Source organism: Comamonas sp. 14P8.1.4 (assembly GCF_057799285.1).
Window position 1 is genome coordinate 438,693 of record NZ_JBYOKN010000002.1, and the last position, 21,487, is coordinate 460,179.

The 21,487-nt window shown below is 61.2% G+C and carries 20 protein-coding genes; 8 read left to right on the forward strand and 12 right to left on the reverse strand.

Translation table 11 applies throughout. The annotated features are described in order from the left end of the window. Positions 1-6: 6 nt before the first annotated feature. The 5 genes from tfpZ to sucC form a co-directional block, all read right to left on the reverse strand. Positions 7-801, reverse strand: coding sequence for a TfpX/TfpZ family type IV pilin accessory protein (gene tfpZ, locus AC27VO_RS06675; protein WP_488665927.1), 795 nt, complete (start codon positions 799-801; stop codon positions 7-9). Between the two features lie 57 nt (positions 802-858). Continuing rightward, positions 859-1,437 (reverse strand): pilin, encoded by a 579-nt coding sequence (locus AC27VO_RS06680; RefSeq protein ID WP_488665928.1) that lies wholly within the window; start codon positions 1,435-1,437, stop codon positions 859-861. Between the two features lie 528 nt (positions 1,438-1,965). Then, positions 1,966-2,652, reverse strand: coding sequence for a TerC family protein (locus AC27VO_RS06685; protein ID WP_488665929.1), 687 nt, complete (start codon positions 2,650-2,652; stop codon positions 1,966-1,968). Positions 2,653-2,863: 211 nt separating this feature from the next. Then, positions 2,864-3,763, reverse strand: coding sequence for a succinate--CoA ligase subunit alpha (gene sucD, locus AC27VO_RS06690; protein WP_488665930.1), 900 nt, complete (start codon positions 3,761-3,763; stop codon positions 2,864-2,866). Between the two features lie 21 nt (positions 3,764-3,784). Beyond that, on the reverse strand, positions 3,785-4,945 hold the full coding sequence (gene sucC / locus AC27VO_RS06695; protein WP_488665931.1) for an ADP-forming succinate--CoA ligase subunit beta: 1,161 nt from the start codon (positions 4,943-4,945) through the stop codon (positions 3,785-3,787). Between the two features lie 334 nt (positions 4,946-5,279). Here sucC and argC point away from each other — a divergent pair, with 334 nt between their 5' ends. Beyond that, positions 5,280-6,212 carry an N-acetyl-gamma-glutamyl-phosphate reductase gene (gene argC, locus AC27VO_RS06700; protein WP_488665932.1) on the forward strand — a complete coding sequence of 311 codons (933 nt, stop codon included), beginning with the start codon at positions 5,280-5,282 and terminating at the stop codon, positions 6,210-6,212. Between the two features lie 169 nt (positions 6,213-6,381). Next, positions 6,382-7,305, forward strand: a complete 924-nt coding sequence (gene yddG / locus AC27VO_RS06705) for an aromatic amino acid DMT transporter YddG (protein WP_488665933.1) — start codon at positions 6,382-6,384, stop codon at positions 7,303-7,305. A 23-nt stretch (positions 7,306-7,328) separates the two neighbouring features. On the opposite strand, the gene AC27VO_RS06710 is transcribed toward yddG, so the two are convergent. The 3 genes from AC27VO_RS06710 to recA form a co-directional block, all read right to left on the reverse strand. Then, positions 7,329-8,075, reverse strand: coding sequence for an SDR family NAD(P)-dependent oxidoreductase (locus AC27VO_RS06710; RefSeq protein ID WP_488665934.1), 747 nt, complete (start codon positions 8,073-8,075; stop codon positions 7,329-7,331). A 100-nt stretch (positions 8,076-8,175) separates the two neighbouring features. Next, entirely contained in the window at positions 8,176-8,628 is a 453-nt protein-coding gene (gene recX, locus AC27VO_RS06715; protein ID WP_488665935.1) for a recombination regulator RecX, read from the reverse strand. A gap of 77 nt (positions 8,629-8,705) precedes the next feature. Continuing rightward, on the reverse strand, positions 8,706-9,824 hold the full coding sequence (gene recA / locus AC27VO_RS06720) for a recombinase RecA (RefSeq protein ID WP_488665936.1): 1,119 nt from the start codon (positions 9,822-9,824) through the stop codon (positions 8,706-8,708). A 145-nt stretch (positions 9,825-9,969) separates the two neighbouring features. Between recA and AC27VO_RS06725 the strand changes: the two genes are divergently transcribed. The 3 genes from AC27VO_RS06725 (at position 9,970) to AC27VO_RS06735 (ending at position 12,886) form a co-directional block, all read left to right on the forward strand. Next, complete coding sequence (locus tag AC27VO_RS06725) at positions 9,970-10,470, forward strand: MarR family winged helix-turn-helix transcriptional regulator (protein ID WP_488665937.1); 501 nt, start codon at positions 9,970-9,972, stop codon at positions 10,468-10,470. 192 nt (positions 10,471-10,662) lie between these two features. Next, the gene (locus AC27VO_RS06730; RefSeq protein ID WP_488665938.1) at positions 10,663-11,340 is read left to right on the forward strand and encodes a response regulator; all 678 of its coding nucleotides are present in this window, start codon (positions 10,663-10,665) and stop codon (positions 11,338-11,340) included. 70 nt (positions 11,341-11,410) lie between these two features. Next, on the forward strand, positions 11,411-12,886 hold the full coding sequence (locus AC27VO_RS06735; protein WP_488665939.1) for a sensor histidine kinase: 1,476 nt from the start codon (positions 11,411-11,413) through the stop codon (positions 12,884-12,886). 27 nt (positions 12,887-12,913) lie between these two features. On the opposite strand, the gene AC27VO_RS06740 is transcribed toward AC27VO_RS06735, so the two are convergent. Continuing rightward, a complete protein-coding gene (locus AC27VO_RS06740; protein ID WP_488665940.1) occupies positions 12,914-13,900 on the reverse strand; it encodes a LysR substrate-binding domain-containing protein in 987 nt (328 codons plus the stop codon). Positions 13,901-14,023: 123 nt separating this feature from the next. On the opposite strand from AC27VO_RS06740, the gene AC27VO_RS06745 reads away from it, so the two are divergent. Both AC27VO_RS06745 and AC27VO_RS06750 read left to right on the forward strand, forming a co-directional pair. Next, on the forward strand, positions 14,024-14,992 hold the full coding sequence (locus AC27VO_RS06745) for a tripartite tricarboxylate transporter substrate binding protein BugE (protein WP_488665941.1): 969 nt from the start codon (positions 14,024-14,026) through the stop codon (positions 14,990-14,992). A 151-nt stretch (positions 14,993-15,143) separates the two neighbouring features. Next, positions 15,144-16,115: a Bug family tripartite tricarboxylate transporter substrate binding protein gene (locus AC27VO_RS06750; RefSeq protein WP_488665942.1), complete on the forward strand. Its 972-nt coding sequence runs from the start codon at positions 15,144-15,146 to the stop codon at positions 16,113-16,115. A gap of 100 nt (positions 16,116-16,215) precedes the next feature. Here AC27VO_RS06750 and AC27VO_RS06755 read toward each other — a convergent pair whose 3' ends face one another. From AC27VO_RS06755 to AC27VO_RS06765, 3 genes are read right to left on the reverse strand one after another with little or no spacing between them, the layout of a single operon-like run. Beyond that, positions 16,216-16,908 (reverse strand): SPOR domain-containing protein, encoded by a 693-nt coding sequence (locus AC27VO_RS06755; protein ID WP_488665943.1) that lies wholly within the window; start codon positions 16,906-16,908, stop codon positions 16,216-16,218. 18 nt (positions 16,909-16,926) lie between these two features. Then, a complete protein-coding gene (locus tag AC27VO_RS06760) occupies positions 16,927-17,787 on the reverse strand; it encodes a biotin--[acetyl-CoA-carboxylase] ligase (RefSeq protein ID WP_488665944.1) in 861 nt (286 codons plus the stop codon). Continuing rightward, complete coding sequence (locus tag AC27VO_RS06765; RefSeq protein ID WP_488665945.1) at positions 17,784-18,308, reverse strand: SET domain-containing protein; 525 nt, start codon at positions 18,306-18,308, stop codon at positions 17,784-17,786. The genes AC27VO_RS06760 and AC27VO_RS06765 overlap by 4 nt, the downstream gene beginning before the upstream one ends. Before the next feature lie 150 nt (positions 18,309-18,458). Here AC27VO_RS06765 and AC27VO_RS06770 point away from each other — a divergent pair, with 150 nt between their 5' ends. Next, positions 18,459-21,380: a DNA topoisomerase III gene (locus AC27VO_RS06770; protein ID WP_488665946.1), complete on the forward strand. Its 2,922-nt coding sequence runs from the start codon at positions 18,459-18,461 to the stop codon at positions 21,378-21,380. The last annotated feature ends 107 nt before the right edge of the window (positions 21,381-21,487 follow it).

Here is a 21,487-nt window from a genome sequence, read left to right on the forward strand (position 1 = left end):
AAAGGCTTACTGGAATCCGTCTACCGCTACGTGCCCCACGATGTAAGCCTGCGCGTCGAGCATGACGATCCAGCTGTCGAGCTGGTGGCTGGAGACCAAGGGCAAATAAAAAGTTTGGGCTATGGATCGTTGAATTTTGTGCAGTTCGGCATCTATCAACGTGCGCTGTGCGGCAGGTGCGCGCTGGTGCAAGGCTTGCAAGGGCTGCATACGTGCAACCACTTGTGGCCTACTGAGTTCGTAGCTTTGCCACCAGTTGGGTCGGGCGCTGGGCTCTAGGCCTTGCAATGACAGCTCAATGCTCTGTAGCTTTTCATCGGGGCTATGAGGTGCACGGGTGCCTAGTAATTGTGGACCGTTCCATGAGAGTTTTTGCAACTCGGCTGTAGCCTGCGTTAATTCCTTTGTATGGACCTGCGAGGCAGACACTACGGCGAAGCGATCGACTTCAAAGACTAGGGCGACAGGGCGGGCGTTGGCAATCGTGTGCAAGCCGTAGGCCAAAGCACCCAGCTGTATGAGTACCACCATAGCGAAATCCAGTCGCAGCTCTTTGCGGGGTTTGGCAGGGTTGGCCAGTATGGCCGTCAATAGGGGTCCACACACCACATCCACCAGCAATAACACGATGAATAGCTGGGGTGCTTGCACCAACCCTTGGTAGGGCGCAGGTACCCAGACAGTGAATACCAGCCATGCAACGGCCAAGGCTACGGCGCAGCTGGCTGCCAAATGAATGCCCAATGCTTTGCAGGCAAAGGACAGGCGTTTTTTCTCACTGAACATAACGGTAAGAGACAAGGGGAAAAGAAAAAGGATTCCATTGGGAATCCTTTTTCGATCAGCTAAGTAACTGAATTAACGGCACTCAGCAGGAGCGAAACGAGCGAGCAAAGTGCCTGCTGTTCCTACCATATTTCGTGCAGTGGCTGTAGCGGTTGTAACGGATTGGCAAGACCAGTCCAAGGAGCCAGTGGCGCCCGCTGCTAACGCAGCTGCCAAGGTTTGAGGAGCACCTGCAGTATCGCGTACCCATGGGGACAACACCAAGGTGCTTTCAGCGGCGGCAATACCGACGGCTGCGTTGTTATATGAAATTACAACTTCACCGCTCACGCCTGCTGCGGTTGGCTCGCAAGTGGTAGCAGGAGCACTGGTAGCTGCGAAGCAAACAGAAGTTACCATTTTGCTATTGGCACCAGTATTTGCGGCTTGAGCATTCCATGTTGTACTTGCGACAATTAGGTCTGCTTCGGTTGAGACATCGCTTGCAACCATCGCTTTGGCGCCTTGGGCGATACCTAACCCTTCAGTCACACGTGCACGCACGGTGTAGTCTTGATAAGCAGGCAGTGCCACCGCAGCCAAAATACCAATAATCGCCACCACGATCATCAGTTCGATCAGGGTGAAACCCTTTTGCATCGTACGCTTCATGAAAAGCTCCTTGGAGTGAAGAAAAAAGAAAGTACCTCCATGGGTGAGCAAACGGCGTGCCAGCGTTGTCCTACAGTGATTTTGTAAGGAAAAGAAAGAATTTCTTGTTGAATGACAATGAATGTCACATCGCAGCAGCAACGAACGTCATTGAGCTGACGTTTTTGTCAAATTGATGCAGTAGATCGCATGCCTTGAAATTCATAGCGGCAAGCGCTTGTGTTTCTTGTCTTTGGCATGGAAAACGGTAAGAATTTATTGAACGATCAAAGCTCACCGCTTCTGTTTTTGAAGTGCTGGGTGGCTGAGTGTGACGGCTTGAAAAGAGTATCCCGTTCCGAGTGCGCATTTCGCCATAGTGGGCCCGGAGAGCGTGGTTGGAGTGCGTTGTAGCAGCGCCATTACCCACCTTTACCCACAGCGTGCGCATAGCAGTCGCTATTTAAGTAAGGCTAGGCCCGCGCAAGAAATATGGACCAATAAAAAAGGACGCCTGAGGCGTCCTTTTTTTGTATGCAGCGGTTGTGCTTACACCTTGGCAGGTGCTTGCTGGCGGTTTTGCATCCATTTGCCCAGGCCGACGACCAGCACGGCGCCTGCAGCTGCGGCGACATAGTGCAGCCAGGGGTGGGCCATGGTGTAGCCGTGCAGCAGGTTGTCATTGACGATGGTTTCGCCACCAACCCAGCCAATCAGGGCTGCGCCCAGGGTGATGATGACGGGGAAGCGTTCCATCAGCTTGATCATCAGCGTCGAGCCAAAAATCACCAGCGGGATGGAGATGGCCAGACCCAAGATCAGCAGCACCATATTGCCTTGCGCGGTAGCGGCGACGGCGATTACGTTGTCCAGGCTCATCACCAGGTCGGCAATCAGAATGGTGCGAATGGCTGCCATCATGGAGCCGTTGCCCTTGGATTCGCCTTCACCGTCTTCTTCGCCGGTCAGCAGCTGGTAGCCAATCCACAGCAGCAGGCAGCCGCCCACCACTTGCAGGAAGGACAGCTCCAGCAGCTTGGCCGCCACAATGGTCAGCACAATGCGCAGCACCACGGCAGCGCCAGAGCCAAACATGATGGCTTGCTTTTGCTGTGCGGGGGGCAGCGAACGGGCTGCAAGGGCGATGACGACGGCGTTGTCGCCCGAAAGAATGATGTTGATCCAGACGATCTTCACCAAGCCGATCCAGAAATCGGCACTGTTCAAAAACTCCATATTTACTCCACTGTTATGAATGGAAAACGCCAGCCGGTTTGCACTGGCTGGCGCTTCCTTTTTTGGGGAATGGGCAGTGTAAGCGGCAGTTTTTGGTGAAGCGTGCGTAATTCTGCGTAAAAGCGTGGCACACCACCGAGGGTGGGGCACGAAAAAAATGCCGCCCCGACGTGCATCGGGGCGGCATGGTGGTCAGCGTGCGGTTGCTGGCTTACTTCTTGAGCAGGCCTTGCAGCAGGCGACCCATTTCGGAAGGGTTGCGGGTGATGGTGAAACCGCACTCTTCCATGATGGCCAGCTTGGCATCGGCTGTGTCAGCGCCGCCGGAGATCAGCGCGCCAGCGTGCCCCATGCGCTTGCCGGGAGGGGCAGTCACACCAGCGATGAAGCCCACGATAGGCTTCTTCATATTGGCCTTGCACCACATGGCTGCTTCGGCTTCGTCCGGACCACCGATTTCACCAATCATGATCACGGCGTCGGTGTCTGGGTCTTCATTGAAAGCACGCATCACGTCGATGTGCTTCAGACCGTTGATGGGGTCACCACCGATACCGACGGCCGACGACTGGCCAATGCCCAGTTCGGTCAGCTGTGCCACGGCTTCGTAAGTCAGTGTGCCGGAACGGCTCACCACGCCCACGCGGCCCTTTTTGTGGATGTGACCGGGCATGATGCCGATCTTGATTTCGTCAGGCGTGATCAGACCGGGGCAGTTGGGGCCCAGCAGCAGGGTCTTCTTGCCGCCAGCCGCTTCCTTGGCCTTCATCTTGTTGCGCACTTCCAGCATGTCGCGCACTGGGATGCCTTCGGTGATACAGATGGCCAGGTCCAGATCGGCTTCCACAGCTTCCCAGATGGCGGCAGCTGCGCCTGCTGGTGGCACGTAGATCACGGACACGGTCGCGCCCGTGTCTTTGGCGGCATCGCGCACGGAGCCGTAGATTGGGATGTCAAAAATGCGCTCGCCGGCCTTCTTGGGGTTCACGCCAGCGACGAAGCAGTTCTTGCCGTTTGCGTATTCCTGGCACTTTTCAGTGTGGAATTGGCCAGTCTTACCAGTAATGCCCTGGGTGATGACTTTGGTGTCTTTGTTGATAAAGATCGACATGTTGTGTATCTCCGGGGCGTATTACTTAACGGCAGCAACGATCTTGGTCGCAGCTTCAGCCATGGTGTCGGCAGCGATGATGGGCAGACCGGAATCCTTGAGAATTTGTTTGCCCAGCTCTTCGTTGGTGCCCTTCATGCGCACCACCAGTGGCACGCTCAGGTTCACGGCCTTGCAAGCGGTGACCACGCCGTTGGCGATGGTGTCGCACTTCATGATGCCGCCGAAGATGTTGACCAAGATGCCCTTGACTTCAGGGTTCTTGAGCATGATCTTGAAGGCTTCAGTGACCTTCTCGGCCGTTGCGCCGCCGCCCACGTCCAGGAAGTTGGCAGGCTCGCCGCCGAACAGCTTGATGGTGTCCATGGTGGCCATGGCCAGGCCAGCGCCGTTCACCAGGCAGCCGATGTTGCCGTCCAGGGAGATGTAGGCCAGATCGAACTTGGAAGCTTCGATTTCTGCAGCGTCTTCTTCGTCCAGATCGCGGTAAGCCACGATTTCTGGGTGACGGAACAGGGCGTTGGGATCAAAGTTGAACTTGGCATCCAGGGCCATCAGGTCGCCCTTGGAGTCGCAGTTCAGGGGGTTGATTTCCACTAGCGACGCGTCGGTGTCCATGTAGCACTTGTAGATCTTGGCGAAGATGTCTACGGCTTGGTCGATGGACTTGCCTTCCAGACCGATGGCAGCAGCCACCTTGCGCGATTGCGCTTCGGTGATGCCAGTCTGTGGGTCAATCATCTCGGTGATGATCTTCTCGGGGGTGGAATGGGCCACTTCTTCAATGTCCATGCCGCCTTCGCTCGAAGCGATCAGGGCCACCTTCTGGGTCGCGCGGTCAGTCACCAGCGACACATACAGCTCGTTCTTGATGTCGGCGCCGTCTTCGATGTACAGGCGACGCACCTTCTGGCCTTCCGCGCCAGTTTGGTGGGTAATCAGCTGCATGCCGAGGATTTGCTCGGACAGTGCCTTCACGTCGTCGATGGACTTAGCCACCTTCACGCCGCCGCCCTTGCCGCGGCCACCAGCATGGATCTGCGCCTTCACCACCCAAACTGGGCCGCCAAGCTTTTGTGCTGCCTCTACAGCTTCTTGGACGGTGAATGCCGGAATGCCACGGGGTACTGGCACGCCGAATTGACGCAAGATTTCCTTGCCTTGGTATTCATGAATCTTCATGAGTCTTGTCTCTCTGAAACGGAGGGGAAATTGCCCGTTTTCCTGCTGCCTAAACATGCGGAGCCGGGCTCGTATGACATGGCAATCAAAGAATGTACCATGTTGCATTGCAACCAAAAAGTGCTTTGTCCAGTGGGATCTACGTATGTCTATACGTAAGTCAATACGTAGATTGCAGCGTCGGACAAGAGAGAAATCCACGGGTTTACCCATGGGCGTGCGGTGCTAAATCACTTTTTCACATGCAGTTCGGCTGCAGCAGCGACAATCCGTTTTTTTTGATGGTGCTGCGGCACAGATACAGATATGCGCCGAGGGGCGCGGGAGCGTTGAGATGTCCAAAGTCTTTATTGATGGCGAAGCTGGCACCACGGGTCTACAGATCCGTGACCGCTTGCAGGGGATGGCTGGTGTGGAGCTGGTCAGCATTGCGCCAGAGCTGCGCAAAGACCCGGCGGCCAAGCGTGCGCTAATCGCTGGCGTGGATCTGGTGATCCTGTGCCTGCATGACGACGCCGCCAAGGAGACCACGGCCATGGTCGACGGCATCACGGCCGAAACCGGTCGCGCCATCAAGATCATCGACGCTTCCACCGCGCACCGTGTGGCCCCCGGCTGGGTCTATGGCTTTCCAGAGCTGTGCGCAGGCCAGCTGGATGCGGTGAAGACCGCGACGCGCGTCTCCAACCCCGGTTGCTACGCCACCGGCGCGATTGCGCTGTTGCGCCCGCTGGTCGATGCGGGCCTGCTGCCCGCGGACTACCCCGTGGCACTGCCTTCTATCTCGGGCTACACCGGCGGTGGCCGCCCCATGATTGAAACCTACGAAGCCGGCACGGCCGCGCCCTATGAAGCCTACGGCCTGGGTCTGGCGCACAAGCACATCCCGGAAATCCTGCAGTACACCGGCATGACCCGCCGTCCCGTGTTCATTCCTGCCGTGAGCAACTTTGCCCAGGGCATGCTGGTGCAGCTGCCCCTGCATCTGGACCTGCTGCCTGGCGCACCCAAGGCACAAGATCTGCACGATGCGCTGGCCAGCCACTACGCGAAGACCAACACCCCCGTGCAATGGGTGAAGGTGTTGCCCCCGACCGACGACAACAAGCTGGCTGCCGATACGCTGGCCAATACCAACCAGCTGGAGCTGCGCGTGTTTGCCAATGAACAGCACCGCCAAGCCGTGCTGATTGCACGCCTGGACAACCTGGGCAAGGGTGCCAGCGGCGCAGCAGTGCAGAATCTGCAGCTGATGCTCGGCCTCTAAGCGCTGGCGCTCGCCCGGGCTGCGGCACGGCGGGCATGGCACTGACACACAGCGGCCTGCGGGCCGCTTTTTTTGGTGGCTGCGCGGCGCACAGGTGGCCAAAATATGAATAAAAACCGTTGCTAGCGCAGGTGTAGCAAGCGCTAGCAGCTCATTTTTTTGAGATGGCATGACTTCCTCGCAAATGCATGCAGCGCAGGTGCGCCGCGCCACCCTGATTGGCCTGGTGGCCGTGCTGTGCTGGAGCTGCACCGTCGGACTGATGCGCTCGGTGGCCGAAGCGCTGGGCGCGCTCGGTGGTGCCGCCATGCTCTACACCGTCAGCGCGGCCATGGTGCTGCTGGTCAAAGGGCGGCCCACGCGCGCGCAGCTGCGCAAGGTCTCCCGCGTGTATTTGATCGTCTGCGGCCTGCTGTTTGCGCTCTATGAAATCTGCCTGTCCGTGGCCATCGGCCTGGCGCATGACCGCCCGCAATCGCTGGAGCTGGGCATGATCAACTACCTCTGGCCCTGCCTGACGATTGTGCTGGCCGTGGCTTGCCGCCAGCAGCGGGCGCGCTGGTGGCTGTGGCCCGGTGTGACGCTGTGTCTGTGGGGCCTGATGCTGGTGGTGGGTGAGGGCGCAGCGACCGGGGAAGGCCCGTGGTGGCACAGCTTGACCGCCCACATGGCGGCCAACCCGCTGGCCTACGCGCTGGCCTTTGGCGCCGCCGTGATGTGGCCAACCTATTCCGTGCTGGCGCGCATGTTTGGCGGTGGCTTCAATGGGGTGGGGCTGTTTTTGTCGCTCACCGCCGTATTGCTGTGGCTGCAATGGCTGGCGGTGGCCACACCGCCCATGCAATGGAGTTTGAGCGTGGGGCTGCAAGTGCTGGCCATTGGTGCGTGCACGGCCTTGGGTTATGGCTGCTGGGAGCATGGCATTCAGCGCGGCAATCTGGCCGTGCTGGCGGCGGGGTCGTACTTCACGCCGGTGCTGTCTGCCCTGTGGGCCAGCGCTTGGCTGGCGGTGCAGCCCGGGCTGCCGTTCTGGCAGGGCGTGGTGCTGATTACCGGCGGCTCGCTGGTGTGCTGGTGGGCCACACGGGACTGAGCGTCTGGCGCTGAGGGCTGGGTCTAGGTCAGGTTCAAGCCACCGTCGCACAGCAATATTTCACCGGTCACATAGTCTGATGCGGCTAGCAGCGACACGGCCTGTGCAATGTCGTCGGGCGTGGCGGCACGTTGCATGGGTGATTGGTTGCGCCATGTGGCTTGAGCTTGCGTCCAACTGGCGGTCAACGGGGTATCGACCAGGCCAGGGGCTACGGCGTTCACGCGGATATGGGGCGCCAGTGAGCGCGCCAGCAAACGTGTCGTGTGATTGAGCGCGGCTTTGCTGGCTGCGTATGGAATCGATGCCCCCTTGGGCCGGACACCCGCGTGGGAGCTGACATTCACCACGCAACTGGGGGTGCCGCGCAGCTGGGCCGAAGCCAGCAAGGCAGGCTGTGCCAGCGCTACCAAACGAAACGGCGCCACGACATTCACTTCGTGCATGGCGTGCCAGACCTCGGGGGTGGCGGCGCTCAGATCGTCGTGGGCAATGATCTGGCTGATACCGGCGTTGTTGACCAGTACATCCAGGCGCCCCCAGACAGCAACGGCTTTTTGCACCAGCCGTACGCGATCCGCGTCGAGCGCCAAGTCCGCCTGAATATAGGTGGCATTGCCCAGCTCCTGCACCATGGCAGCCCCTGCGGCCCTCGAACTGCGGGAATGCACGATGACGGCATAGCCCTCACTGGCCAGTCTGCGTGCAATGGCTTGACCTATGCCCGATGTGGAACCAGTGACCAAAGCGACAGGGTGTACAACAGACATAGTTAACGTGCAGCGACCGCTGCGGCGTGGTGGTGGATGGTGCCGGATTATGGTCAGTGCATGTGGGCAAGGCCGTCACCCATGTGCGCTGGCGGCGGGCTTACACCTCGGGTGCTTGCCCGCGCAGCACCTTGCTCACCACATCGCCGCCAAAGCCGCGGCTGGCCAGAAAGCGCATCTGCTTCATGCGCGCCTGGGGGGTGTCGGCCACTTCGCCAAATTTGCGCAGCCATACGTCGTAGGCGCGCGCGTGTTCGCTGTCTTTGAGTTGTTCGGCCGCAGCGCGCACCACCTCGTCATCCAGGCCCTTGCTGCGCAACTCGTGCAACACCCGCGAAGTGCCCAGCTTGCTGCTGCGCCGGTAGAGCACGGATTGCGCCACGCGCTCGGGGTTGATGAAGTTTTTGGCCTCCAGCGCATCCAGCACAGCGGCCAGATCCTCGCCTTCTTCCACATGGGGGGCGAGCTTGCGCTCCAGCTCCAGGCGCGAGTGTTCGCGCTGGCCCAGCAGTTTGATGGCGCGGCCGGTGAGTGAGATTTTCTGAAAACCCATGGTCTAAAAAAAATAGCTGCCAGCGCTTGTGCAGTCAGCGCTGGCAGCCTATTTGGTCATTGAAAGAGCGGGGTGAATTAGCCGATCACACCGTCTTCGTCGGCTGCTGCAGCACCCTTGTCACCCTTTTTGCCCTTGGCGGGCTTGGCAGCGGTTTCGCCTTCGGCCACGGGGATCAGGCTGATGCCCAGGCTCTCACGCACCTTGTTTTCAATTTCCACGGCCAGGGCGGCGTTTTCTTTCAGGAATTCGCGGGCGTTGTCACGGCCTTGGCCGATTTTTTCACCGTTGTAGGCATACCAGGCGCCGGATTTTTCCAGCAGCTTGGCTTCCACGGCCATGTCCAGAATCTCGCCTTCGCGGCTGATGCCTTCGCCGAACAGAATGTCGAACTCGGCCACCTTGAAGGGGGGCGAGACCTTGTTCTTGACGACCTTGACCTTGGTTTCGTTACCAATGGCGTTGTCGCCCTTCTTGATGGTGCCGGTGCGGCGAATGTCCAGGCGCACGGAGGCGTAGAACTTCAGCGCATTACCGCCGGTGGTGGTTTCGGGCGAGCCGAACATCACGCCAATCTTCATGCGGATCTGGTTGATGAAGATGACCGTGCAATTGGTCTTCTTGATGGTGGCAGTCAGCTTGCGCAGCGCCTGGCTCATCAAACGGGCTTGCAGGCCGGGCAACTGGTCACCCATTTCGCCTTCGATTTCGGCCTTGGGCACCAAGGCGGCCACCGAGTCGATGACGATCAAGTCCACCGCACCGGAGCGCACCAGCGAGTCCACAATTTCCAGCGCTTGCTCACCGGTGTCGGGCTGGCTGATCAGCACTTCGTTGAGGTTCACACCCAGCTTTTGAGCGTAGGAGGTGTCCAGCGCGTGTTCCGCGTCGATGAAGGCGCAGGTGCCGCCGATCTTTTGCATCTCGGCCACCACTTGCAGGGTCAGCGTGGTTTTACCGGACGACTCAGGACCGTAGATTTCGATCACACGGCCGCGGGGCAGGCCGCCCACGCCCAGTGCCACGTCCAGGCCCAGCGAGCCGGTGGACACCACCTGGATGTCTTCCACCGCTTCGCCTTCGCCCAGCTTCATGATGGTGCCCTTGCCAAACTGCTTTTCAATTTGGGCCAGGGCGGCGGCCAGTGCCTTGGCTTTTTCGCTGTTGGCGTCGGTGTTGCGTGCGATGGCGTTCATGGTGTGTTCCTTGAAGAAAAAAGGGGATGACTTTCACAAGTGCATCCCCTGTAATTGCCCACAGGCTGGATGCTTGAACAGTAGTGTATGTGGGTTTTGAAAATTTATTAGTCAAGTTGTTTGACTATTCGTTAAACTGACTTTTATGCAAATTCCCACTATTGCTCCCGTCGATGAAGCCTGGCGCCAGACGCACTTTGGCCGCCTGCTGGGCCACGCCATGCGCAAGTTCGATGCCCGGGTGCGCAGCCTGATGGCGCAGGACGATGAAACGCCGCTGGCCCTGTCCAACCTAGCGCTGCGCGACAAGGTGGGTGCGGCGCACATCCACATCACGCGGCATTTGTCGCTGCAGGGGGACCGCATCACCGATCTGGCCGAGCGTGCGGGCATGAGCAAGCAGGCCATGCTGGATGTGGTGGACCAGTGCGAGGCCTGGGGCCTGGTGCAGCGCGAGGCCGACCCGCACGACCGCCGCGCCAAGCGCGTGGTGTACACCGATGCGGGGCGCGAATGGCACTGGGCTTTTCAGCGGGCGGTGCAGCAGGCCGAGGCCGAGTTTGTCGAGGCCGTGGGCGCTGACATTGCCGTGGTCACGCGCATGGGGCTGGAGGCCTATGGCAGCGATGCGGGGGATGTGGCTTGATGCGCATCAAGCGCTGCGGGCTTTATTGCAGTGCAGCACCCGCGTAAACACTGTGGGGTGCGGTGCAGGGTGACTTCTAGAATGGGCTGAGCCATGGTGCCTCTGAGCGGGCACCCGGCGTGAACTGGCCCTGACGGGGCATGCCCGCTGCAGCCGCGACCCGAGATCGTGGCGCAGCAAGGAGACCAAGCGATGCGCATCCTCATTGCAGAAGACGATCAAGTACTGGCCGACGGCCTGCTGCGCAGCCTGCGCGGCGCGGGGGCGGTGGTGGACCATGTGGCCAACGGCACCGATGCCGACACGGCGCTGGTGACCAGTCACCATTTCGATTTGCTGATTCTGGACCTGGGCCTGCCGCGCATGCACGGGCTGGAAGTGCTCAAGCGCATGCGCGGGCGCGGGGATGCGCTGCCCGTGCTGATCCTCACCGCCGCCGACAGCGTGGATGAACGTGTGCAGGGCCTTGATTTTGGCGCTGACGACTACATGGCCAAGCCCTTCAGCCTGCAGGAGCTGGAAGCGCGCGTGCGTGCGCTCACGCGCCGGGGCATGGGCGGCACGACCAGCTCCATCAAGCACGGGCCGCTGGTCTACGACCAGGCCGGGCGCGTGGCCACCATCGACGGCAAGATGGTGGAGCTGTCTGCCCGTGAGCTGGGCCTGCTGGAGGTGCTGCTGCAGCGCGCTGGCCGCCTGGTCAGCAAAGACCAGCTGGTGGAGCGCCTGTGCGAGTGGGGCGAAGAGGTGAGCAACAACGCCATCGAGGTCTACATCCACCGCCTGCGCAAAAAGATTGAGCGTGGCCCCATCCGCATTGCCACCGTGCGCGGCCTGGGCTATTGCCTGGAAAAGATTGCATCTGAATAAAACATAGCTGCTAGCGCTTGCTGCATCAGCGCTAGAGGCCAAAAACACTTGTATTTTTCAGGCCGCCGCCGTGAAGATTTTTCAGCGTGAACAGCGTTCCTTGTTCGGAGAAATTCTGGACTGGATGCTCACGCCGCTGCTGCTGCTGTGGCCGGTCAGTCTGGCGCTGACCTGGCTGGTGGCGCAGTCACTGGCCAACAAGCCGTTTGACCGGGCGCTGGAATACAACGTGCACGCGCTGGCGCAGCTGATCATGGTGGAGCCGGACGGGCGCATTCAGTTCAACCTGCCGCTGCCGGCATCGGAAATTCTGCGGGCCGATGAATCCGACATGGTGTTCTTTCAGGTGCTGGATCCGCAAGGCGCGTTTCTGGCGGGCGAGCGCGAGTTTCCAGCGGCGCAACCCCCCGATGAGCTGGGCACCGGCCAGGTGGTGCTGCGTGACGATGAGCTGCGCGGCATCGACATCCGGGTGGCGGCCATGTGGGTGCGCCCGCCGCTCAGCAGCAAAGACGGCATGGTTCTGGTGCAGGTGGCTGAAACGCGCGAAAAGCGCAGCGTGCTGGCGGCGGAAATCATCAAGGGCGTGATGCTGCCGCAGTTCGTCATCTTGCCGCTGTCGGTGCTGCTGGTGTGGCTGGCGCTGGCGCGTGGCATCACGCCGCTGCACCGGCTGGAGGCGCGTATCCGCGCGCGCAAGCCTGACGATCTGTCCCCGCTGAACCACAAGGCTGTGCCGCAGGAGGTGGCGCCGCTGGTCGATGCGGTCAACGATTTGCTGCTCCGCCTCAACGACTCCATCGCCACGCAAAAACGCTTTTTGGCCGATGCGGCGCACCAGCTCAAAACCCCGCTGGCGGGCTTGCGCATGCAGGCCGACCTGGCGCAGCGCGAGGGCACCAGCACGGGCGAGCTCAAACGCTCGCTGGAGCAGATTGGCCGCTCCAGCATGCGCGCCACGCACACCGTCAACCAGCTGCTGTCGCTGGCGCGTGCCGAAGGCGCGGGCACGGGCCTGCAGCGCGCGCCCTGCGATCTGGCGGCGCTGGTGATTGAGGTAGTGCAAGACCTGCTGCCGCTGACACTGCAGCGCCATGTGGACCTGGGCTACGAGGGGGCCGAGCCCGGCAGCGATGGTGTGTGGCTGCAGGGCAATGCCACGCTGCTGCAGGAGATGGCCCGCAATCTGCTGAGCAATGCGATCAATTACAGCCCCTCCAGCGCCGACCAACCCGCCGTGGTGACGGTGCGTGTTTTGCCCGATGCCCTGGCGCACGTGGTGCTGCTGCAGGTAGAGGACACGGGCCCCGGCGTGCCCAAGGAAGAGCGCGAGCTGATTTTTCAGCCCTTCTACCGGGTGCTGGGCTCGGAGGCCGATGGCTCGGGCCTGGGCCTGCCCATCGTGCAGGAGATTGCGCGCCAGCACGGCGCCGAGGTGCTGCTGGACGATGCCCAGCCCCAGCGCAATCCGCCGGGCGCGCTGTTCACGGTGCGCTTCCGTGCGCTGCAGTCTGCTATGCCTTTGGAAGCGGGTAGCGCTGATTAAGTCTTCGCTTCCGAGTGATTAGAGGCGCTATTCGTTGCTGCTGGTGCGCAGCTTGCTCCTGCTTTTTTGCTGCGTGGCCAGGCTGCTGGCGGTGGGCTCTTGCTGCGGGCGGGCTTGCAGCAGCAGCCAGTTGCGAAAGGCCACCAGCGGCGCAATATTGGCCCGCGAGTCGGGGTAGCACAGCCAGTAGCCCAGGTTGCTGACCAGCCCGTGCTGGGGCAACGGCTCGCTGACCATGCCCTGGGCAATCTGCGCCTCCACCAGGCAACGCGGCACCAGGGCCACGCCCATGCCGGCCATCACGGCCTGGATGATGGTCTGGAACTGGTCGAACTGCAGGCCCGCCAGCGGGTCGAGGGTGTGCACATCCCAGGCCTGAGCCCAGGTCATCCATGCGTGCGGAATGGTGATGTGGCGCAGGCGTGTGTATTGCGCCACATCGGTTGGGCTGCGAATGGCGGGGCCGCCCAGGCTGGCAGGTGGTGCAATCAGCGCGACATCCTGGCCATCGAGGTAGTGGGCGCGGGCACCGGGCCAGTGGCCTTCGCCAAACAGGATGGAGCAGTCGAGGTTGGGGCTTTCGAAGTCGTAGCTTTGCACATAGGGCACAAAATGCAGCGTGACCTGCGGGTGCTGCTGCTGGAACTGCGGCAGGCGCGGAATCAGCCAGCTTGCACCAAAAGTGGGCAGGCTGGACAGGTGCAGGGCACCGCCACCATCGGTGCTGGTGATTAGCTCCAGCGTGGCTGATTCCAGCTGGGACAGCAGCGCGCGTACGGCCTTTTCGTAGCGCTCACCAGCCGGGGTCAAGGTCAGGCGCTTGCGGCTGCGCTCGAACAAATCCACGCCCACCCATTTCTCCAGCTCCTGGATCTGTTTGCTCACGGCACTTTGCGTCAGGTGCAGCGCTTCGGCCGCGCGAGAGACGCCGCCAAAACGTGCCACGGTGGAGAAGGCACGCAGCAAATGTACGGGCGGAGTGAGTCGGCGCAGGGGAAGTAAGCTAGTAGACACTGTTCGATATTCCTTACTGGAATCATAACAATAGGACTATTTGTTTGGTTGCAAGCAGGATTTACCCTAACCTTATGCATTGGTCTTATAGATAACCCGCTTTCTCGACATAGGAGCACCACGATGCAACGTCGTCACTTCATCTCCGCTGTTGCCGCCGCTGCAGCAGTATCTGTATCCGGTATGGCGCTGGCCCAAGAGACACGCCCTCTGCGCATCATCGTGCCTTTCCCAGCTGGTGGCTCGACCGATATGGTGCCCCGTAACATGCAAGACGTGTTGACCAAATTGCTGGGTCAGCCCGTGGTCATCGAAAACAAGGCTGGTGCAGGTGGCTCCATCGGCATGGCCGAAGTGGCACGCGCCAATGATGGCCTGACCTTTGGTATCGCCACGCTGTCGACCCACGGTGTGAACCCTGCGGTCTACGCCAAGTTGCCTTACAACGCCACCGAAGATTTCGTGGGCGTGACAGAGATCGTGAAGGCGCCTGGCGTCATCGTGATCAACCCCAAGCTGATTCCTGCCAAGAATTTTGCCGAACTGGTGGCCTACCTGAAGGCCAACCCCGGCAAGGTGAGCTACGCCACACCGGGCAACGGCACGATTGGCCACATGTGGGGTGCCCAGTTCATCAATGCCACCGGCGTTGAAATGCTGCACATTCCTTACCGTGGTGCCGGCCCGGCTATCAACGACGTTCTGGGTGGCCAAGTGCCCGTGTACTTTGACCAGGTGGCATCGTCGCTGCCCCACATCAAGAGCGGCAAGCTGCGCGCGATCGCCGTGTCCTGGAATGAACGCCTGGACGTGCTGCCCGATGTGCCCACCTACAAGGAAGCTGGCCATCCTGAGCTGAACGATCCTTCGTGGTTCGGTCTGGTGGCGCCCAAGAGCACCCCTGCAGCGATGGTGGCCCGCGTGCAAAAGGCCGTGGCGGATGCCTTGAAGGACCCCGCGGTGAAGAAGCGCATGGACAGCCAGGGCATGTATGTGTCCGGCACTTCCAGCGCCGACTTCACCAAGCAGATCGCCAGCGAAGTGGCCAAGATGAAGACCGTGGCCGTGGCAGCCAAGATCAGCGTGGACTGATTTCCGGCCTCTGGTGCCCACACCACCCGCAGTGCGCAAGCCTGCGGGTTTTTTTATGGCCTGAAATCAGGTGCAACTGGCATGTTGCTTGCATACAAAAACCGAAATACCGCGCAGGTGCGCCGGTTTTATTGCTTGAAAGGTCAGTGGAATGCAGCGTCGTTTCTTTTTTGCTTCAGTGTCAGCCGTCGCGTTGGCAGCCAGTTTGCCGTTGGGTGCAGCTGCACAAGAGGGCGCGGCATTGCGCATCGTGGTGCCCTTCCCACCCGGAGGCGCTACCGACATGGTGCCGCGCAATCTGCAAGATGCCTTGAGCAAATTGCTGGGCCAGCCAGTGGTGATTGAAAACAAGGCCGGTGCGGGCGGCTCCATCGGCATGGCCGAAGTGGCGCGTGCCACCGATGGCAACACCTTTGGTGTGGCCACATTGTCCACCCATGGCGTGAACCCGGCGGTGTACAAAAAGCTGCCTTACGACGCGGTGAAAGACTTCGTCGGGGTGAGCGAGGTGGTGAAGGCCCCGGGTGTCATCGTGATCAACCCCGCCGTCATTCCGGCCAAGAACTTTACCGAGCTGGTGGCCTACCTGAAGGCCAACCCTGGCAAGGTGAGCTATGCCACCCCTGGCAACGGCACGATCGGCCACATGTGGGGCGCACAGTTTGCCAAGGCCACCGGCGTGGACATGGTGCACATTCCTTACCGCGGTGCGGGCCCGGCGGTCAACGATGTGCTGGGCGGCCAGGTGCCTGTGTACTTCGATCAGGTGGCCTCGTCGCTGCCGCATGTGCAGTCCGGCAAGTTGCGCGCGATTGCCGTGTCCTGGAGCGAGCGTCTGCCCGTGCTGCCCGATGTACCTACCTACAAGGAAGCCGGTCACCCCGAGCTGAATGATCCCTCCTGGTTCGGACTGGTGGCGCCCAAGAGCACGTCTGCCGCCCAGGTCGCCCGTGTGCAGAAAGCCGTGGCCCAGGCGCTGCAAGACCCCGCTGTGAAAAAGCGCATGGATGCACAGGGCCTGTATGTCTCCGGCACCAGCAGCGAAGCCTTCACGCAGCAAATTGCCAGCGAAGTGACGAAGATGAAGTCGGTGGCCGCAGCGGCCCAGATCAGCATCGAATAAGACACAAGCATGTGCATGCAAAAAGGGCTGTAGCGTTCATCGCTACAGCCCTTTTTTTTGGGGTGTGGCACGCCACTGTCTGTGGCTGTGCGGTGAGGGCTTAGCTGTCCGTGCAGACGCGCAGGGCCTTGCCCTCCAGTGCGGCTGTCATGCCTTGCAAGATGTTGCGTTGCGCTACGGTGGCCTGGTTCAAGCGCAGGGCATACAGAGTTTGCGGCGCGCGCTCCTGGACCACCCGTGCGCCGCGCACGCCCTGGTTCAGCATATTGCTGACCTCGCGCGTGGCTGCCTCTTCGGACGAGAAACGGCCCAGTGACAGACCTGGCTCGAGGTTGCCGCCCGCACGATCAAAGCCAATCTTGCGGGTGCGCAACTCGGCGCGGCGTTTTTCCAGCGCCATCTCGTTGGGGAACTTGCCCAGATAGACCATCCAGCGGCCCGCAACAGGGGTGGGCAGCATGGCCCAGCTGTCGGGCGGCAGATCGCTGTTTTGCAGGCTGCGCTGCAGTTTTTTGGACTGCGCTTCCTCCATGCTTTCGCTTTGCAGGCAGACGGTTTCTTCCGGCAGGATTTCCTCGCGCGGCTCATTGGGCGCGGCGGCAGCCGTGGTGGCAGGGGGGGCTGCCGTTTCAGGCGGCACGATGCTCAGCACATCCGGGCGTACCTGCTGCTTGAGGCGGTAGGGTTCTGACTGCACGTCAGGCACCCAACCCAGGGTCGACATCCATCCCTGGGTCCATGCCAGGTAGCCCGCATTGGCAATCAGCAGCACGAGCAATGCAAAACGCAACATGAAAGCAATTCCTCGAAGTTAAACCGCCGCAGGCGGCAAAGCCATGTGGCTGGGGCGCACGCTGACATCACCGCTGATCACACTGCGCAGCACGCCCGCATCGGTGCGCAGCTGCAAGGTGCCATCAGCCAGTACGCCCAGTGCGGTGCCGCTGCTGCCATCGCTGAGGTGCACCTGCTGGCCACGCAGCACATCCCGTGCGGCAAAACGTGTCAGAAATGGCGCAAAGCCCTGTTCGGCAAACAGCAAGACATCATCCACCAGGCGCGGCAGCAGCTGTTGCAGGGCTTGGGGGGCGCGCCAGGCGCTGTCCACATCCTGCAGGCAGGCCGCGGGCGTGGACAGTGCGCTGGCGCTGGTTTGGGGCGTGCGCACATTGATGCCGGTGCCAATGATGACAAAGCGTGGCGTGCCAGTTCCGGCCCCAAAACAGGCAGCATCGGTCTGGGGCGGTAGGTTGGCGGTCTCAATCAAAGTGCCGCCCAGCTTGCGACCGTCGTGCAGCCACAAGTCGTTGGGCCATTTCACGCCAATCTGCGGCTGGCCTGCAGGCGCGGCGGCCTGCAGCGACTCGGCAATGCTCAGCCCGACGACCAGGGACAGGCCAGACCAGTCCAGCGGGTTGAGCACAAGGCCCAGCGAATACATCAGGCAGTCGCCGGGCTGGTTAAGCCAGGCGCGGCCCTGGCGGCCCCGGCCTGCGGTTTGCGACTCGGCCACCAGCACGATGGGCTCGGCCCGGCCAGCGCGCGCACGGCGCATCAGCTCGGTGTTGCTGGAGTCGATCTCGGGCAGCACCTCCACGGTAAAGCCCGGCAGCTTGGGGGCGATGGTCAGCCACAGGTCTTCGGCGGGCCAGCGGGTGGGCAGGTGGTTCACAACCAGCTCCCATCTTCGGCAAAGTCTTCCGGCAGGGGCGGGCGCCAGCCGCGCTTGGGCGCCAGCATGGTGCCGCGGCACGACGCAGCGCCGCAAAAGCAGGCGTACTCGGCCTTGAGGGCCTTGGTGTAGCGCTCTTCCACCATCAGGCCGTAGTCGTAGTTCAGTTCTTCACCGGCGCGGATATTGCGCAGTGCCACGATGTAGATGCGGCCCTGACGCTCATCGGTGTAGCAGTTGGGTGCACAGCTGTGGTTGATCCAGCGTGCCGAATTGCCGTGGTAGGTGGCATCGATCACCACATCGTTGTCCACGTGAAAGTAGAACGTGTGGTTGGGCTGGCTCGGGTCGTGGGGGTGGCGGCGCTGGGCTTCCTCCCAATTGATCACCTCGCCCGTGTACTCGATGAGGGTCTCTCCAGCGGCAATGTCCTGCACTGCAAACACGCCCTTGCCGTGTACACCGGAGCGACGCGTTTGGATGCGTTTTCCAAGGGAAGAAGGGCGGGATATGCTGGGCATTGAAATCTCTGATAACTTAAATATGCACACATGCACGTGCGCGCACATGCGTACATGTACATATGCGCACGCACGCGTGCGTGAAGACGAATTGTAGAAGCGGTGACCCGGGAATGTCTGGATCACCGTTACAAATGACGAGAGCACTCAATGACAAAGACCTTGGTGATAGCGGAAAAACCGTCGGTGGCACAGGACATCGTGCGCGCCCTTACGCCCGCCTATGGCAAGTTTGACAAGCACGAAGACCATTTCGAGAACGAGCAGTTCGTGGTCACCAGTGCTGTGGGCCATTTGGTGGAAATTCAGGCCCCGGAAGAATTTGATGTGAAGCGCGGCAAGTGGAGCTTTGCCAACCTGCCCGTGATTCCTCCGCGCTTTGACCTCAAGCCCGTAGACAAGACCAAGAGCCGCCTGAACGCGGTGGTCAAGCAGGCCAAGCGCAAAGATGTGACGCAACTTATCAACGCCTGTGACGCGGGCCGCGAAGGGGAGCTGATCTTCCGCTTGATCGAGCAGTACGCCGGTGGTGCCAAGGGCGGCCTGGGCAAGCCCATCTCGCGCCTGTGGCTGCAGTCGATGACGCCGCAAGCGATCCGTGAAGGCTTTGACAAGCTGCGCTCTGAGCAGCAAATGCAGGGCCTGGCCGATGCGGCGCGCAGCCGCTCGGAGGCCGACTGGCTGGTGGGCATCAACGGCACACGCGCCATGACGGCGTTCAACTCGCGCGATGGCGGCTTCTTCCTGACCACCGTGGGCCGTGTGCAAACGCCGACGCTGTCGCTGGTGGTGGACCGCGAAGAGAAGATTCGCAAGTTCATCAGCCGTGACTACTGGGAAGTACATGGCAGCTTCGATGCGCAAGCGGGCCAGTACCTGGGCAAGTGGTTCAACCCGCAGTGGAAAAAGAGCGACGACGTGGAGGCCAAGGCCGACCGCGTGTGGAGCGCTGCCGAGGCCAACGCGATTGCCGCAGCCGTCAAGGGCAAGCCTGCCACCGTCACCGAAGAGAGCAAGCCCACCACCCAGGCTTCGCCCCTGCTGTTTGACCTGACCAGCTTGCAGCGCGAAGCGAACGGCAAGTTCGGCTTCTCCGCCAAGACCACGCTGGCCCTGGCGCAGAGCCTGTACGAGCGCCACAAGGCGCTGACCTACCCCCGTACCGATTCGCGTGCGCTGCCCGAGGACTATGTGCCCGTGGCCAAGCAGACTTTCGAGATGCTGGCCCACAGCGGCATGCGCCATCTGGCGCCGTATGCACAGCAGGCGGTTGAGGCGGGTTATGTGCGTCCCTCCAAGCGCATTTTTGACAATGCCAAGGTGTCGGATCACTTTGCCATCATCCCCACCACCCAGGCCCCATCGGGCTTGAGTGAGGCTGAACAAAAGTTGTACGACCTGGTGGTGCGCCGCTTCATGGCCGTGTTCTTCCCCAGTGCCGAATACCAGGTCACCACGCGCATCAGCAAGGTGGAGCAGCACGCCTTCAAGACCGAAGGCAAGGTGCTGGTCAAACCCGGCTGGCTGGCGATTTACGGCAAGGAAGCCGCCAACGAAGTGGAAGATGCCAAGGAAGGCGACAAGGGCCAGCCTTTGGTGGCCGTGCAGCCGGGCGAGCAGCCGCACACCAGCGATGCCCAGCCCAAGGCGCTGAAGACCAAGCCGCCGGCCCGTTATTCGGAAGCGACGCTGCTGGGCGCCATGGAAAGCGCTGGCAAGCAGATCGACGACGAAGAGCTGCGCTCTGCGATGCAAGAGAAGGGCCTGGGCACACCAGCTACGCGTGCGGCCATCATTGAAGGCTTGCTGACCGAAAAGTACATGCTGCGTGAAGGGCGCGAGCTGATTCCCACGGCCAAGGCCTTCCAGCTGATGACGCTGCTGCGCGGCCTGCAAGTGGAAGAGTTGTGCCGTGCCGATCTGACGGGTGAGTGGGAATACAAGCTCTCGCAGATGGAAAAGGGCGCGCTCTCGCGGGCGGCGTTCATGCAAGAGATTGCTGCCATGACCGAGCACATGGTCAAGAAAGCCAAGGAATACGACCGCGACACCATTCCTGGTGACTACGCCACCCTGGCAGCGCCGTGCCCCAACTGCGGCGGCGTCGTCAAGGAAAACTACCGCCGCTACGCCTGCACCGGCGCAGATGGCCACAGCGATGGCTGCGGCTTCTCGTTCACCAAGTCGCCCGCAGGCCGCACGTTTGAAACGGCCGAAGCGGAGCAACTGCTGCGCGACCGCCGCATTGGCCCGCTGGAGGGCTTTCGCTCCAAGGCGGGCTGGCCCTTCACTGCTGAAGTGACCATCGTGCGCGACGAAGACAACAACAACTTCAAGTTCGAGTTCGACTTTGGCGACGACAAGGAAGAAGAGTCTGGCGAGATCGTGGACTTCAGCGCCCAGCAATCGCTGGGCCACTGCCCCAAGTGCGGTGCACCGGTGTTTGAGCACGGCGCCAACTACGTCTGCTCCAAGGCCGTGCCCACGCAGCAGCAGCCCACCCCCAGCTGTGATTTCAAGAGCGGTCAGATCATCCTGCAGCAGCCGATTGAGCGCGAACAGATGAGCAAGCTGCTGGCAACGGGCAAGACCGATCTGCTGGAGAAGTTTGTCTCCAACCGCACACGCCGCAACTTCAAGGCTTTCCTGGCCTGGGATGCGGCTGCGGGCAAGGTGAACTTTGAGTTCGAGGCCAGCAAATACCCTGCGCGCAAGACGGCAGCTTCTACAAAAACTGCAGCTGCTGGCGCAGCAAAGACGGGCGCTGCAGCCAAAAAAGCACCTGCAGCCAAGAAAACAGCTGCCGCCAAAAAAACCACTGCCCGCAAGCCTGCGGCTGCCAATTTCCGCCCTGATGCCGTACTGGCCGCGGTGATCGGTGACGGCGCTGTGGCCCGCACCGAGGTGGTCAAAAAAGTGTGGGACTACGTGAAGGCGCACAACCTGCAGGACCCTGCAGACAAGCGCGTGATCGTGGCCGACGCCAAGCTGCTGCCCGTGTTTGGCAAAGAACGCATCGGCATGTTTGAAGTGACGGGCGCGGTGGGCAAGCACTTGTTGCCCAACGACTGATTGCACGGCCTGCAGCCTGTGTGACTGACAGCCACGCCGCAGCCCGCTCCAATACGGGGCGCTGCGGCGTTTTTCATGGGCCTGACACAGGCCGCGTGCATGCTGAG